Origin of the sequence: Streptomyces sp. NBC_00442, assembly GCF_036014195.1 — a bacterium.
Lineage (GTDB): Bacteria > Actinomycetota > Actinomycetes > Streptomycetales > Streptomycetaceae > Streptomyces.
The window spans coordinates 6,751,671-6,766,297 of record NZ_CP107918.1; the positions used below are offsets into that span (position 1 = coordinate 6,751,671).

Sequence of the window (14,627 nt, forward strand, 5' to 3'; positions counted from 1 at the left end):
CCAGAAGGGGTTATGTGCATCCTGCACCCAGAGCGGGAGGAGGTGAACGGCGAATGATCAAACGCCTGTTGACCCTCGCCACCGATCTTGTGTACTGCTCAGCCTGCGGCTGGTGGTACCCGGCGCACACCCACTGACAGAACAGAGCCCCCGCCCGGACGGGCGGGGGCTCTTTCGTGTTCGAGCGGGGTTGACCTCGCGACACGGTCGCGCCAGCATGACTACTGGACCAGTCCACTAGTCATCGAGGGTTGCGTTATGGCATTGCCGAAGTACGACCAGATCGCTTCCGACCTCCGCGGGCGGATCGTCCGTGGCGAGCTGGCTCCAGGGGCCGGCCTGCCATCCGAGCGCGAACTCGTCGAGCGCTGGAACGTGGCACGCGCGACCGTCGTCCGGGCCTTGGACGTCCTGCGTCAGGAAGGACTGATCGAAACCCGCCAGGGCACCGGTTCGACGGTCCGACCGCGCATTCCGCTGGCACGCACGGCAGGTGAGCGATACGCCACGTCCGTGGCTACGGGGCAGGTGTACACCGCGGGCGAGTACGCGGAGATCGTCTCGGCCGAGATCATTCCGGCACCCGACGACGTCGCCGCGGGCCTCGACGTCGACCCCGGCACGCCCGTTGTGCGCCGCCACCGGGTGACTTTCGAGGGCGAGGCGCCCACGGCAACCTCGTACAGCTGGTTCACCGCCGAGGTTGGCGAGGCCGCGCCGCGGCTGCTGCTGCGGGAGCGGGTGCGTGAAGGGACGACTCGGTACGTCGAGATGCAAACGGGCCGACGGCCTCACACCGGCCGCGATTGGTGGGCGGCGCGTCTGGCCACGGACGAAGAGCTGGCCCTGTTGAGGCTGGACGGCCCGGCTGCGGTCTCCGAGGTGCGTCACGCGGCGTATGACGCTGAGGGGAGGGTGCTGGCTTATGAGGTCGGCATCAACCCGGGTGGACGATGGTCTCGGAGCGACGAGTATTCGATGGTCGACTGATAGATCGTCAACCTGGCGTAGGGCCCCTGCCGTTGGTGGGGGCCCTTTCTGGTCTCCAACCTTGACCTGACTAGTCCACCGGTGGACTATGCAAGTGGAGTCCTGGTGTGAGCCGGGCGACCACAACAGCTTGCCACCCCATCGGAGGAAGCATGGCCACACTGTCGACGTCGGATATCTCCGATTGGCTCGCTGCGAGCCTGAACAGGCCGTCAGACGCGCGCGCGCAGTGGGCAGACGGGCGTCCCGCGCTCCTCGCCATGGGACGTCGCTTCTCTGCCGTCCGGTTCACCGCCGAGCTGGTGCACGCCGTGGCGGCCAGCGCAGACCCCAGGACGGCCAGCGAAGTACTGGCCGCACTGGACGGGCCCGTGATCCACGACCCGCGCAACGGACGCTTCTACGCCCTGGTGCCGGCGTCCCCGCCCGGTCCGACGCTCAGCCCGCACGCGACCTACCTCGGCCTCGGCCACTACATCGGCGTGCCGCGTGTCGGGGACGACGAACAGACCGAGGTGTGGTGCAGCTACTGGGCTGTGCCCATGCGGACGCCGGGTGATCTGTGCAGCCCGACGTCCGTCACGGGGCTGATCACGGGGGGCACCGCAATTCTGAACGGACGGATCGAGTCGTGAAGCAATGGGCCTACGTCGTGTACGAGCGGGAGGGCCGGACCGGGCTCATCACCGTCGACCTCGGCGACGACATGAAGCGGGTGGCATTCCTCCGGTCACCGGTGCCGGGCCATCTGAGCGAGGCGACGATCCGCACCCCAAAGCTGCGGCCGGCCTCGATCAGGGAGGCGGAAGCCGCGCGCGCCGCGGGCCTGACTCGCGAGTCGCAGAAGTCGTACCTGCCGCCGCGCCGGCGCTGAACTCCGCACCCTTGCCACCTCCGATCCGACAGGGAGCGGCACCACGAAAGCCCCGCCCGGAATGCGGTCCGGGCGGGGCTTCCTGTCTGTCAGGTCACCTCCGTCCCGCGGTGAGGGCTGCCGTCATGTGGCCCGCGAAGGAGTGGACTTGGCCGTCGGCGACGTCCGCGACGTAGGCGTGCAGGGTGGGGCCGTCCTGGACGACGAGCGTCACTGGCTGCCCGGACCCGAACCCGCCCGTTGACGGCTCTGCCGCCATGCGCGTCAGCGCGTTGGCCTGCTGCGTCGTGAACACCGGCTCCGGCCTTCCGGTCCCGTTGTAGGCAAGGTTCATGCCGGGCTGGAGGTATCCGCCGGAGTCGTAGCCGTGCCCCTGGCCGAGGAAGCTGAGGCCCGGACCGTACCGGTGCTTGGCGTAGTTCAGGGCCGCGAGCAGGTTGTCGTAGCCGTTGAAGATGTCGCCGTGACCAGGGAACTTGTACGCGTTGAACGTCGCAGAGATCGTCTGCATCAGACCCTTGGCGAGGTCCCCGGTGCGGTTGTTGATGTCGCCGATGTTTCCCTGAACCGCACGCTCGTTGCCGCCGGATTCGGTGGCGATCTGCCGCAGGATCCGGGCGACCATGTCCGGGCTCGTCGACAGGCCGTTCGCCGCCAGAGCCTGGATGACCTGTGGCGTCCACCTGGTCACACCGGACCCGGACGGGGCGCCGGCACTGCCGCCACCGAAGAGGCCGCCGACCGAGGCGACGGTCTTCTTGAGCAGGCCCAGGAGTCCGTCGAGCATGTGCTTCGGCAGCCCTCCGACTGCCTTGCCGATCGGCGTACTGCCGACACCGCCACTGATCTTCGACAGGATCGGCTTGATCAGCGAGCCCCACGCCTTGCTCGGGTCGGAGAACAGGTCGACGCCCGCCTTGGCGAGGTCGACGCCCTTGCTGAACCCGGACTTGATCCAGCCGCCCACCTTGCTGAGCCCGCCGAAGATCCCGCCATCGGAGAACCCAGGCAGACCGAGGGCTTGCTGGACGCCTGCGACGCCACCGCCGCGGGCCGCGGCGTTCATCGACTCGACGTACTGCGGGCCGACCGCGCGCGTCCACTCCGGGCGCATGACGGCCTCGCCCCCGGACAGGGCCGCGAGATGCACGTCCCTGCCAGGGGTGTAGCCGGGCAGGATGCCGCCCGTCGCGAAGGAGTATTCCTTCAGGGGGTCGAGATCCACGATCTTCGCTACGGCATTCCATACCTGCCGGATTCCGTCGTTGTAGACGGTGTTGACGATGAACTGGACGGGCGTCTTCACCAGGTCGTGGACCTTGCCCCAGGCGATGCCGATCGCATCCTTCGCCTGGCCGAAGGAATCGGCGACCTTGCCCATGCCGATCTTGAGCGCGTCGAAGACCGGCTGAAGCTTGCCTTGCAGCCAGGACGCCTTGTCGGAGATGAACCCGAAGGCCGGCTGGATGGCCTTCTGCCACAGCCAGGTCGCCAGGCCGCCCAGCCAGCTGAAGCCGTCGCCCAGGTAGTTGAACCACGGCTTCACCCCGTTGTTCCACAGCCAGGCCGCCCCGGCCGCGATCAGGTCCCACGTAGGCTTGATCGCAACCGCCCACAGCCAGACCGCGATGCCGCCGATCAGCCTGAACGCCAGATACAACGGCGTGATCAAAACGGTGGCTATGACCGCGAACAGGATGCGGGCACCCAGCTGGATCGCGTTCCAGGCGGGCTGAATGGCGTTGGTCCACAGCCACATCGCCCAGCCGCCCAGCGTCTGCAGACCCGACCAGATTCCCGAGAAGACCGGCTGCAGCACCGTCTGCCACAACCACGTCGCCCCGGCCGCGATGCCCTGCCAGGCTGCCTGAACCAGCACCCTGAACCACGTGAAGTGGTTGTAGGCGTACACCACGGCCGCCGTCACGGCGATAAGGGCCGTGATCACCCAGCCCCACGGCGACAGTTTCGCTGCCAGACTCAGTGCCGTCATCGCCGCCGCGGCAACCAGCTGCGCGCCGGCCCACAGGCGCGTCGCGATGAACAGCCCGTACATCAGCTGGATGGCGCCGGGGAAGTTGTTCGCTATCCAACTGACTCCCGTCGCCAGGATCTGCAGCGCCTGCAAGCTGATCTGGGAGATCGGGCCGAGCGCGCGCGACAGGTCGAAGAACGCATCGGCGATCTTCCGGATGGTCTCGGAGACGATCGGCGCGTTCTTCGAGGAGTAGTCCAGGAACTTCTCGAACTCCGGTGAACCCTTCAGTGAGGCGCCCCAGTTCGCGAACCGGCCGGTGATCTTCTCCATGCGGGTTGCGATGGAATCCATGTGCGGGAAGAAGGCATCGACGATGCCCGCCATCCCCTTGAAGATCAGACCGAACGAGATGCCCAGACCGACCAGCGCCGGCTCGATCGACGTCGCCAAGTCGCGCTTGAACGACTGCCACCACGGGGACTTGAAGCCCCGGCTCACCCGGTCCTGCAGCTTCCCGACCGCGTCCGCCGCGGCGTACACGAACGGTGTCAGCCCCGGCAGAGCGTTCTTCAGCCCGATGAGGGCCCGCGTGAAGATGGGCATCACTGCCGGTTGGAGCGCCGTGGACCAGGCGGTGAACGCCGACCGCAGGGAGAGGAACGCGTTGAAGGTGTCCCGAGCCGCAGGGGTCAGCTTGGCGAGGGCGTCCTGGTACTTCTGCTGTGCGGTCTCCGCGGTCGATGCCGAGCCGGCCGCCGACTGCTGGGCCTGGGCGATCTGCCGCTGAGCCGACGCGATCGAATCGGCGGCCTGAGCCTGGGCCTGGGCGACACCCGCGTTGGCCTTGGCGACCTTGTCCTGCGCGTCCGCCACGGCCTGGGCCTGGTCGGCCACGGTCCGCTGAGCCTGGGCCAGCTTGTCCTGTGCCTGGCGAACGATGTCGGTGCCCTCGACGCCGCTCTTCGCCGCGGCCGTCTGCTGGTCCTTCAGACGCTGCGTGGCCGTCGTCTGTTCCTTCAGACGCTGCACGGCCTGGTCGTAGGCAAGCTGGGCTTCCTTGCGCTGAAGAACCGTCGCCTTCGGATCAGCAAGGGACTTCTTCAGCGCGTCCTGCGCTTCGGCCAGGGACAGCGTCGCGTCCCGCTGCGACAACTGCGCGTCGGTGTACGAGTTGGCGAGGTCTTCCAGCTGCTGCGCGGCTGCCTTACGGGCGGCCGTCAGATCGAGCTGCGCCTGCCGGGCCGACTTCTGCGCGTCCGCGAGGGACTTCTCCGCGTCGACCACACCGCGCTCGGCCTGCTTCACCTGGTCTTGCGCGTTCTGTATCTGGTAGGCCGCGGCACGGTGCGCCGAGGCGAGGGCCTGCTGCGCGCCGGCCATCTGCAAAGCCTTCGAGGTGCCCTGGGTCGTGGCGACCGTGGACGCCTGCTGAGCGGCCTTCTGCGCCTGCAAGGCGCCCATGATGTTCTTGAACGCGGGAATCGCCACGGCGGCGATCGCGCCGAGCCCTACACCGGCACCTACGGCCGCGGCCGTGACGGCGCCGAGGCCGGCCGCCACCACCGGCAGAATGGGCAGGATCGCCGGGCCGAACGCCAGGGCCGCCGTCGTCAGCAGGTTGAAGTTGGCCGCCGCCGAGCTGGTGTCGACGTCCACCTTCACGTTCTGGCCGTCGAGACGGGCGATCTCAGCCCGCAACGCGACGAGTTCAGCGATCGCCTGCCCGGTGTCGACGCGCACGTTCACGTCGGGATGCTCGGCCCCCAGCCGCTTGAGATCGGCCTCGATCTTGTCGATCTCCGCCAGGGCCACCGCCGCGTCGACATCGACACCGACCCGCTTGTTCGACAAGGTCTCCAGACGGGCCCGCAGCCGGGCCAAGTCCGCATCAAAACCGGTGTCGCCGATACGGACATCAGCCTTCGGCAGGTTCTTCATCGCGGCCTGGAGCCGGGCCCGGAAGGCGCGGCCGAACGCACCGCCCGTCTCGTCACCCGAACGCGTCGCGGCCGGGAGCGCCGTGCGTCCGCCCTGCGTGATGCCGTTCCGCAGACTGTCCCGGATCTGTGCGGAGATGCGGGCCGCGATCTGCGCGCCCAGCTGCTCGCCGATCCGGATGCCGATCGCGTTGCCGACGGCTCCCGACATGGCCGGGCCGAACGCCCTGCCTGCCGCTTCACCAGCGTCCGTACCGGCACGGGTAGCGGCCGGGACGAGACCGGCCCGCAACCGCTGATAGATCCCTTGGGTATTCGGGATCACGTCGACTTCGACGGAGCCCACACTGATCGCCATAGCTGCCCCTTCCGAGCAGTCCGTGGCGCGGGCCCTTGAAGGTCAGATGGTGCGGTTGGTCAGTGGAGCTTGATCTGCCTCGCTCGAGGTGTCGCCGGCACCCGGTTGGACCCTGGGGAGAGGAAGGGTCCGGGGCGTCTGCGAGGATCGGGTCCGTGTAGAAGCCCTCCTCGGCTACGGGTCTGGAGCTTTCGGCCCAGGGCGGGGCGATGGCAGGAAGGACTCCCAGTCCCGCCACCCCTCGCGGTACGCCCGGCGCGCAACGGTCCACTGGATCAGCGCGTACTGCGTCTCGGCGGCGTCCTCGGGATCACGCACCCACCAGTCGTCGAGGCTGAACACGTCCAGCGGGGGCGGGTATTCGTCACCGGCCGGCGCACGGACACGGCGCCGGCTCATGCCGACCCCCGCCACCGGATCACGGCCGCATGCCGCGCGTGCGCCGAACGCGCCTGCGCGTCATGCCGCTCCTGGCCCTCTTCGTCCGGCAGCTTCAGCGCGGCCAACAGACGGGACACCAGCGAGCGGTGCTGACGCAGCTCCTGCACCAGAGGACTGGCCACCGGCTGCCCCTGCGACCCGGTCACGACCAGAGGGGCATCCCGCAGCGCCTCCTCCATCCGCTCGATGAGGTCGACTTCCCGGCATGCGTCGCCGAGGACACGCAGCTCATCGGCGCGCAGCTCGAACGCTCCGGCGATCTCCTCCCAGAGGCATGAGCCCTGCGACCCGAGGCCCGCCGGCGGTTGGTTCAGAGCCATCACGGCCCCCTTTCATGATCAGGAAAAACACAGCGAAGTCAGCACGCAGAAACTGGGGTGCTATACGGCCCCGATCCCTTAAAGATCATGATCATGGTTAATCCCCCAGGTGATCATGGTGTCCCAAACGATCATCATTTCGGTGATCGTTTGGGACGTCGGCGCTGGTGACGGCTGAGAAAGGCCTGAGGTCCGTCACCATCGGTCCGATGCTCGTCATGCCCAACAAGATCAGTGCCGTTGACGCCGAGTTCATGGGTCACGCAGCCAGCACTCGCCTGACCTGCTCGGCCGCGCCTGCACGGCTGAGGGCCGCCGCGGCGGCATGGGTGGCGTTACGCCATGCCTCCACCGCGCCGGCCCGCTGCCTCACCTCACCTGGCGTGGCGAGCCCGAGCGTGAGGTCCGGTTGCCGTGCGAGGTACACCCAGCGGGCCACGTGCTGGTGCCTGAGCTCCCGCCATCCGGACACGACCTGTGCCAGCCGCGGCCACTGCCTGTCGAGTACGGCGTCGGCCGTCGGCTCGGGCAGGGTGGCCACGGCGAACAGCGCGTTGTCCCGGCCGCCGTCTCCGCCTGCTGCTGCGACGATGTCGGCTCGGTCGGCGACGAGCTGGTCCAGCTGGACCGCGATGCCTTCGGCCCGCTGGTAGGGGGCCGTGACTGCGGGGTTGTTCCACGGGATGCGAGCGGGGTCGAGCTCGTCGGGCAGCTTGGCCGCCGCCTTGGCCAGCGCCGCGGTGAGGGTGGCGAACTCCTTTTGCAGGCCACCGATCCAGGCGGGCACGGCGTCGAAAACGGCCTGCGCGTACAGGAGGCGGGCGTCTTCGTTGAAGCGCCCGGCGGCCCGCCGCGTGAGGTCGGCGGCCTGAAGGTCGAGGGCGTACTGCTGGACGGTTGCGGCGACGTCTGCGGCCGTGGCGGGCACGGGCGGGCGCTCGGGGTCGGGGGCGCGCATTGCGGCGTTCACGGCGGCGTCTACGGCCGCGGCCTCGCGCACAGTGGCGGGGATGTCGAGGCCGCGGCGTTCGGCTGCACGGACCGCCTTCTCTGCGGCGTTCACGTTGAGGATCATGCGGATTCCATCTCCTGCTGGGCGAGCCGGGAGATCTCGGCGTCGGATGTGGAGCTGAGGACGGACGGGGTCGGCGCCATGAACTGGCCTGCGTGGCGGAACTCAAACAGCGGGTCGCCGGTGCCGGGCAGGTCGTTGTACTCCTGAACGGCTTCGGCGAACGTGGGGCGACTGGCGGCGTAGGCGTCGATGACGGGCGTCCAGTCGAACTGTGCGGCGCGCGCGGCGATGGCCTGGGCGAGGACGTCGTCACCGGAGAGTTCGGCGGCCGCGAGGGCGTCGGTGGCGGCGCGCGGGTCGTCGAGGCGGGCGGCCCGGTCGACGGCGTCACGACGGACGGCGATCGCGTTGGGGTCGGTGGCGCCGGTGTTGCCGAACATCTTCCTCTGGAGCTTGGCGCGCTGCGCTTCCACCTGGCCGAGCTCGGCCTGGCGCTGCGCTTCGAGGTCGCTCTGCGCCTGCTTGTACGCCTTGGCGGCCATGACGCGCTTCGCGTGGTCGCTGTACGTCTTGTTGTTCTCGATGCGGGCGAGCTTGGACTGGTAGGCGTCGTGGATCTGCTGGGCGTTCATCGGGGGGTCCCTTCTGCTGTGTCGGCGGCGGCGAGCGCCTGAAGATTGGTGATCATGTCGAGGACGGTTTCGGCGGGTAGGGCGAGGCGGACGGCTTCGGCGAGAGCGAGCGCGGTCCCTTCGGCGACGTGTGCGAGCTCGACGGGGTTGAGGCCGTCGAGGAGTGCGCGGATGTCGGCCGGCTCGTCTCGTAGGGCGGCGACCATCACGCCGTAGCTGGTGAGGAACGGGTCGGTCACGGCTGCTCCTTCTGTCGGGCGAGCTTGGCGGCGTGCCTCGCGGCAACCCCGGGCCGGCGAGCGGCGGCCAGCTCGGCCCGCTGGCGCTTCGCGCGCTCGATACGGGCACGCGCCGCGGCTATCCGCTCGGCCACGATGTCGTTGACGTTCATGCACATCACACCGCGATGAAGAGCTGGGGGAGTTGGGCGAGGGCGGCGCGGACGAGTCGGTGACGCTGCCGTCGGGTCGCTTCCTCGATGGCCAGGAGGCTGACATCTTCCGTGAGTTCGTCAAGCGTCCGGCCGTAGCCGTCGACCTGCTCCTGAAGCTGGGCGAGGGCCGTGCGGTAGCGTTCGCTGCCTTCCGCGCTCTCCGCGCTCCGAAGCTGGAAGTCCGGAGCAGGGCTCTTCGTGGCGAGCGCTCGATAGTGCCGAATCCTCATCGTGGTGGCTGCGACCTCCACCGCGGCCGGGCTGGGCTCGTCGACGAAGGAGACTCCGGTCGGCAAGTGCGTCCGCCTGTGAGGCTCGACGAAGCACGGGTACGCCTGATCTCCGTTCCTCCGCTGCAACGGACACTCCCGGTCGGTCGACTGCGGGTCGGTAGCCCAGGACAGGATTTGCGCGTTGAGCAACTGGTCCGACTCGGCCCCGCTCAGTGGGGTCCATCGCGGCTCATGGAGGACGCGGCTGCGCCGGAGCTCGCCGCCGTCCTGCCAGACGATGTGCCAGTGCGGCGGCGAGTCGCTGCACCGGTCCGGGTGGTAGTTGACGTAGCCCCAGGGGACGCCGTTCAGGGTTCCATCACTACTGATGAGGGATTCCTCGCGCAGCTGCCGGAAGACGGACAGGGTTACCTGCTTGCCGCTGATCGTGAGGGCCTGTACCTCAACGGCGACTGTGGTGATCGACGCGTTCTGGGTTGTGAGCTGCTTGGGCATGGTGACTCCTGGTCTGTGGTCGCTGTCGTCAAAAGCGGCAGCAACAAGGGGCGAGTGGGTTTCCGGGGCCGGGGCTGTCCCACCTGTCCCCTCCCTAAAGGAGGAGGGGGGAGGGGACAGGTGTGCCGACGTGCCCTGTCCCCGACCTGTCCCAGACCTGTCCGGGACAGGTCTGACCTGCGGTTTCTCGGAAACCTGTCCCGCCGTTGGGGACAGGTGAGATGTCCTATTCATGCTGTCCCGTCCCCTCGGGGTCCGGGGACAGGTTTGGGGACAGGTGATTTGCCCGGTTCCTCCGGTACTCGATGACGTCCTTCAGGAGGTCGTTGCGAGCTTGGATGCCGAGTGCCGCGCACTTGTGGCGAACTCGTTCGCGGCCCCAGTCGACGGGCACGTTCTCGGCGTCGAGGGCGGCGGCGATCTCCTCGATGCGCCCTTGGTGCCCGGTGCGTGCCTGGGGCTGCGCGACGGGGTCGAGCGGCACCAGTACGACGGACGTGAGCGGACTCCCGTCTTCCTTGGCCTCACCGTTCAGGGCGACTTGGTGCAAGCCGAAGACGACGTCGCCGAGTTCCTCGTCGTCCTTCTGCTTGCCGGTCTTGAGGGTGATCGTCGTGTCGAGCAGGCCGCTCCCCTTGCGCTCGACCCCCAGCTCGGTTTGGAGTGCACCCTTCACCGCGGTGGCGCCTCGGCCGCGGTCGCCGTCGTGGCCGGTGTGGTGGACGAGCAGGACACACGCACCGGACGTGCCGCGCAGCTGCTCCATGCGGTCGACGACCCGGCCCATCTCTGTGTTGGAGTTTTCTTCGATGCCGACCGTTACCCGGGCCTGGGTGTCGATGACGACGAGTGCGGGTCGCCGCCGACGGCACAGCTCGACGAGCACGAGCCATTCGGGGTCCATGGCCTGCACGGGCCGAGGCAGGAAGAAGACGCCCGTCATGCGGCACCCATGGTGTTGCTCCCAGGCGCGGACCCGCTTGCGGATGCCTCTCATGCCTTCGGCTACGAGGTAGATGACCGGGCCCTGGGTGACGTCCTGTCCGTGCCAGGCCATCCCGGTTCCGACGCAGCCGGCGAAGTCGAGCGTCATGAACGACTTGAAGGTGCCGGATGCGCCGTACACGCGGGCGAGGGTGTCCCTGTACAGGACGTCGGTGATGACCGGTTCGAGCGGCTCGATGTCGTCGAGCGCCGCCGAGTCGAGCAGTTCGGCTTCCAGGGCTTCGACCCGGTTAGCGAGGTGCTGTTCGGATGTGACGCCCACGGTGCGCGGACCGGTCGGCTCTGCCGGGAAGTCTGCCCACAGGTCGTCCTCGGGCGGCACCTCCCGGAGGTAGACGACGGCCGGATCGTTCACGCCGCCTCCTTTCGGGCCTCATGCCGGTTGCGGGTGACGATGTCGGCGTGGGCCTGGTCGAGTTCGGCGAGGCTGGGCCGCTGCCAGATCGGTGGGTGGGGGCGCAGGGCGTCGTCGAGTTCGGCGGTGATGTCGAGGTGGTACTTGCGCCAGTTCTCAGCGAAGGCCATGACGCCGGCGAGCTTCATGGGGTCCTCGGGGTCGAGGGCCCGCCACTCGGGGGTGGCGTACTCGGGGTAGTCGCCGTGCAGGTACCGGCGCTTGGCGGCGGCCCAGTAGTCGCGGACGGCGGCGACCTGTTCCGTCTCGGCCCCGGTCTGCGTTACGGTGGCAGCGGACTTACCGCCCGCTGCGGAGTCTTTCGGAGAGGGGCCGGAGTCGAGCCGGCCCCTCTTTGCGTTCCGGTTCATGCTGCGGCCCTCTCCTCTCCAGAGAGAATCCGCACCAGGTCGGCGGTAATTACGACGTGGCGGGCCCCGAACGGGATTGTCTTGACAGGGGAGTCGCCCCGCTTGATGCGCTCGTGCAGGTGGCTCTTACTGCAACCGAGCGCCTGCGCGGCCTGGCTGACACTGACGGTCGCGGGCCACTTGCGGACGTCGCCGAGGGTGGGCTGCTCACTCACGCCGCCCTCCTGGGGGTGATGGTGCAGTCGCTGAGGAACTGTTCGATGTCACTTCGCCGGTAGAAGACGCGGCCCCCACGCCCCTTGCCGGTCTTGATGTAAGCGGGGCCTTCACCGCGCCACCGGCGCTCTGCTAGCGCGGCGGCTGTGCCGAGCACGGGGTACTCGTCGGCCACCTGCTTCGGGGGCAGGAACTCCTCCATGCCTCTTAGCTCCCTTCTGGGATCACACGTTGCTTAGTAGGACCATCTAGTCCTACAATGCACCACATGGAGACTGTAGCACCCACCACGAACCGCACAAGGCCGAGACTGTTGCATACGCTGTTGCCCATGGCAGAGCAGCAGCGCGGACGACGCGCCATCGAAGTTGGCCCCACTGGTCAGACGGTCGCAGCGAACATCGCTCGACTGCGTGAGCGCCGAGGGCTGACCACCCGACAGCTGTCCGCCACATTGGAACGAGCGGGGCGGGCCATCCCGGCTTCGGGGATCACTCGCATGGAGAAGGCGGAGCGCGTCGTCACAGCTGACGAGCTAGTCGCCTTGGCTGCTGCCTTCGGTGTCTCGCCATCTGCGCTGCTCCTTCCGCTCTCATCCCGGGCGGTAGACCAGATCGAGGTCACCGGCGGGGGGACCGTGTCAGCTGACACGGCATGGGCGTGGGCGGACGGCGAACGCCCCCTTCACCTCTCGGAGGGCAACGAGCGAAAGGAGCTGGTCGAGCATGAGCTGTTCGGTCGCCCGCAGTGGCTGTACAAGCGCAGCCCTGAACACCTGAAGGCCAAGCGCGAACTCTTCGAGCGCATGGCGGAATGGGGGGCCGTCGACTTGGACGTCGTCAAGGGCCTAGACCCCGCCCCCTGGCAGCACAAGAAGCCAAGCGATGGCTGAGCCGAAGCGGATCGTCCTGCGGGATGGCAAGGTCCGCTACCGGGTGGTCGTCGACGCGGGCCAGGATGAGAACGGCAAGCGCGTCCAGCTGACGATTACGCGGGACACGAAGACGGCGGCCAAGGATGAGCGGGACCGGATCCTGCATCAGCGGGCCGCTGGCACGTTCATCGCCCCCAGCAAGATCACGTTGGGTGAGTGGCTGGAGCAGTGGCTGGAGTACAAGCGGCGCGACGTCGAAGAGACGACGATCCGCACCTACCGCCTGGCCCTGGTCCACGTCTTTGATCGGCTCGGCCACATCCGGTTGCAGGAGCTGACCGAGGACCACATTCAGGACTTCCTTGATGAGGTCGTCGCCACCGGTCGGCGCCGCGGCGGTGAGCCTGGTACGCGCCTCGCGGTGTCCACGGTCGAGGGCATCCTGACCCGCCTGCGGGAAGCCTTGGGGCGGGCGGTGGTCCGCAAGCTGATCGCCACCAGCCCGGCGCAGTACGTGCGGGTCGCGCTCGTCGACAAGAAGACCGACAAGCGGGAGCGGGCCAAAGTCAAGCCGTGGGCGGTGGACGAGGTGCAGACGTTCGTCCGCGGCATGGAGGGTGACCGGCTGTACGCCCCACTGTTGTTGTCCTTGATGGGTCTGCGGCCGGCTGAGGTCTGCGGCCAACGGTGGACCGATGTGAATCTGGTCGACGGGGTCCTGGGCATCACCACTACCAGGACGATGGTTGGCAACCACAAGGTCTTGGAGAAGGACACCAAGACGGCATCCGGGGAAAGGGCCTTGCCCTTGCCGCGCGGGCCCTGGGAGGCGCTGCGGGACTTCCGTGACCGGCAGGCCAATGAGCGGGAGCTCGCGGGGGAGGCGTATACCGTGACGGGCTACGTTCTCGTCGATGAGCTGGGGATGCCCATCAACACGCGGCAGCTGCGGGAGTACGCCTATCAGCTCATGGCTCATCTGGGTCTACGGCGGGTCCGGCTGTACGACGCTCGGCACTCCGTCCTTAAGGCGCTGGCGCTGAGCGGTGTCCCCGATGTGGTCCTCGCGGCGTGGGCGGGCCACACGAACGCCGGTTTCACGAAGCGGAAGTACGTGTCCATCGAAGCTGAGGACATGAGGGGCGCGGCCGTGGCCCTCGATGCCTTCCATGGCGGTAGCCAAAAAGCCCTCGCGTGAGAAAATGTGAGATTTTCTCGGTCATCAGCACGGCTAAATCTCCACTGACCTGCGCATTAGTCTTTCAGCGTAGAACAGTGGACAGATTCTACTGGCGATTTCTGCAGGCCAGCGCCCCACCCCTATTTGTCGCTTGCTACGAGAGTTCGAAGCCCAGTGCCTCGGCGGCCGCGGCGGGCGTGGGCTGGTTCCAGCGCTCGGACATCGCCTCGCGCGAGGAGAGCGAACGCGGCTCGGCTCGGTCCAGATACAACGTGCCGTTCACATGGTCGGTCTCGTGCTGCACGATCCGGGCGGGCCAGCCGGTGAACACCTCGTCCAGGGCGCGGCCGTGCTCGTCGAGCGCGCGCAGGCGTACGGTCTCGTGCCGGGCGACCACCGCGCCCCAGCCGGGCACGCTCAGACAGCCCTCGAAGAACGCGGCCCGGCCGGATCCGACGGGCTCGTACGACGGATTGACCAGGACGCGGAACGGCTGCGGGACACGGCCGCGGACGAGCCTGACCTCCTCGGACACCTCCGCCGCGTCCTCGATGACGGCGAGTCGCAGCGGCAGGCCCACCTGCGGTGCGGCGAGGCCGACCCCTGGTGCGGCGTGCATCGTCGCGCGCATCGCCTCGATCAGGCGGGCGAGCCGCGCCCGGTCGAGACGGTCGTCCACCGGCTCGGCGGGCCGCCGCAGCACGGGGTCTCCGGCCGAGACGATCGGGAGGACGCCGGGGGCGGAGAGGAGTTCGTCGACAAGGTCGTTGAGCGCGGGGGACGGCATGGGGACAGCATGCCAAGAACGATCACCAGGCGCGGGCACCGGGGTGCTCCTCCCACGAAACGTGCCCCGTCCACCTCGTGCGGAAGGACTTCCA

General features: G+C 68.3%; 18 protein-coding genes. 5 read left to right on the plus strand and 13 right to left on the minus strand.

The genetic code is table 11. The features are described from left to right. Positions 1–258 precede the first annotated feature (258 nt). From OG432_RS30335 to OG432_RS30345, 3 genes are all read left to right on the plus strand, one after another. Complete coding sequence (locus OG432_RS30335; RefSeq protein ID WP_328314134.1) at positions 259–990, plus strand: GntR family transcriptional regulator; 732 nt, start codon at positions 259–261, stop codon at positions 988–990. Between the two features lie 260 nt (positions 991–1,250). After that, positions 1,251–1,625: a hypothetical protein gene (locus OG432_RS30340; protein WP_328314135.1), complete on the plus strand. Its 375-nt coding sequence runs from the start codon at positions 1,251–1,253 to the stop codon at positions 1,623–1,625. Then, positions 1,622–1,864 (plus strand): hypothetical protein, encoded by a 243-nt coding sequence (locus OG432_RS30345; protein WP_328314136.1) that lies wholly within the window; start codon positions 1,622–1,624, stop codon positions 1,862–1,864. Before OG432_RS30340 ends, OG432_RS30345 begins: the two co-directional genes overlap by 4 nt. 94 nt (positions 1,865–1,958) lie before the next feature. On the opposite strand, the gene OG432_RS30350 is transcribed toward OG432_RS30345, so the two are convergent. The 12 genes from OG432_RS30350 to OG432_RS30405 all read right to left on the minus strand — a co-directional run bounded on the left by OG432_RS30350 (position 1,959) and on the right by OG432_RS30405 (position 11,894). Continuing rightward, on the minus strand, positions 1,959–6,137 hold the full coding sequence (locus tag OG432_RS30350) for a transglycosylase SLT domain-containing protein (RefSeq protein WP_328314137.1): 4,179 nt from the start codon (positions 6,135–6,137) through the stop codon (positions 1,959–1,961). Between the two features lie 174 nt (positions 6,138–6,311). Further along, positions 6,312–6,536 carry a hypothetical protein gene (locus tag OG432_RS30355; RefSeq protein ID WP_328314138.1) on the minus strand — a complete coding sequence of 75 codons (225 nt, stop codon included), beginning with the start codon at positions 6,534–6,536 and terminating at the stop codon, positions 6,312–6,314. After that, positions 6,533–6,898: a hypothetical protein gene (locus OG432_RS30360; protein ID WP_328314139.1), complete on the minus strand. Its 366-nt coding sequence runs from the start codon at positions 6,896–6,898 to the stop codon at positions 6,533–6,535. Before OG432_RS30360 ends, OG432_RS30355 begins: the two co-directional genes overlap by 4 nt. A gap of 259 nt (positions 6,899–7,157) precedes the next feature. Then, complete coding sequence (locus OG432_RS30365) at positions 7,158–7,973, minus strand: hypothetical protein (protein ID WP_328314140.1); 816 nt, start codon at positions 7,971–7,973, stop codon at positions 7,158–7,160. Further along, the gene (locus tag OG432_RS30370) at positions 7,970–8,545 is read right to left on the minus strand and encodes a hypothetical protein (RefSeq protein ID WP_328314141.1); all 576 of its coding nucleotides are present in this window, start codon (positions 8,543–8,545) and stop codon (positions 7,970–7,972) included. The genes OG432_RS30365 and OG432_RS30370 overlap by 4 nt, the downstream gene beginning before the upstream one ends. Next, positions 8,542–8,784, minus strand: coding sequence for a hypothetical protein (locus OG432_RS30375; RefSeq protein ID WP_328314142.1), 243 nt, complete (start codon positions 8,782–8,784; stop codon positions 8,542–8,544). The genes OG432_RS30370 and OG432_RS30375 overlap by 4 nt, the downstream gene beginning before the upstream one ends. Next, positions 8,781–8,936 carry a hypothetical protein gene (locus OG432_RS30380; protein WP_328314143.1) on the minus strand — a complete coding sequence of 52 codons (156 nt, stop codon included), beginning with the start codon at positions 8,934–8,936 and terminating at the stop codon, positions 8,781–8,783. Before OG432_RS30380 ends, OG432_RS30375 begins: the two co-directional genes overlap by 4 nt. Positions 8,937–8,941: 5 nt before the next feature. Beyond that, on the minus strand, positions 8,942–9,706 hold the full coding sequence (locus OG432_RS30385; protein WP_328314144.1) for a hypothetical protein: 765 nt from the start codon (positions 9,704–9,706) through the stop codon (positions 8,942–8,944). Between the two features lie 226 nt (positions 9,707–9,932). Continuing rightward, on the minus strand, positions 9,933–11,066 hold the full coding sequence (locus OG432_RS30390; RefSeq protein WP_328314145.1) for an AAA family ATPase: 1,134 nt from the start codon (positions 11,064–11,066) through the stop codon (positions 9,933–9,935). After that, positions 11,063–11,476 carry a hypothetical protein gene (locus OG432_RS30395; protein ID WP_328314146.1) on the minus strand — a complete coding sequence of 138 codons (414 nt, stop codon included), beginning with the start codon at positions 11,474–11,476 and terminating at the stop codon, positions 11,063–11,065. Before OG432_RS30395 ends, OG432_RS30390 begins: the two co-directional genes overlap by 4 nt. Next, the gene (locus tag OG432_RS30400) at positions 11,473–11,691 is read right to left on the minus strand and encodes a DNA-binding protein (RefSeq protein ID WP_328314147.1); all 219 of its coding nucleotides are present in this window, start codon (positions 11,689–11,691) and stop codon (positions 11,473–11,475) included. Before OG432_RS30400 ends, OG432_RS30395 begins: the two co-directional genes overlap by 4 nt. Continuing rightward, a complete protein-coding gene (locus tag OG432_RS30405) occupies positions 11,688–11,894 on the minus strand; it encodes a DNA-binding protein (RefSeq protein ID WP_328314148.1) in 207 nt (68 codons plus the stop codon). The genes OG432_RS30400 and OG432_RS30405 overlap by 4 nt, the downstream gene beginning before the upstream one ends. 129 nt (positions 11,895–12,023) lie before the next feature. Between OG432_RS30405 and OG432_RS30410 the strand changes: the two genes are divergently transcribed. Next, a complete protein-coding gene (locus OG432_RS30410; protein ID WP_328314149.1) occupies positions 12,024–12,584 on the plus strand; it encodes a helix-turn-helix domain-containing protein in 561 nt (186 codons plus the stop codon). Further along, complete coding sequence (locus OG432_RS30415; RefSeq protein ID WP_328314150.1) at positions 12,577–13,764, plus strand: site-specific integrase; 1,188 nt, start codon at positions 12,577–12,579, stop codon at positions 13,762–13,764. The genes OG432_RS30410 and OG432_RS30415 overlap by 8 nt, the downstream gene beginning before the upstream one ends. Positions 13,765–13,900: 136 nt before the next feature. Here the strand turns inward: OG432_RS30415 and def are convergent, their stop codons facing one another. Beyond that, a complete protein-coding gene (def, locus tag OG432_RS30420) occupies positions 13,901–14,533 on the minus strand; it encodes a peptide deformylase (protein WP_328314151.1) in 633 nt (210 codons plus the stop codon). Positions 14,534–14,627 lie beyond the last annotated feature (94 nt).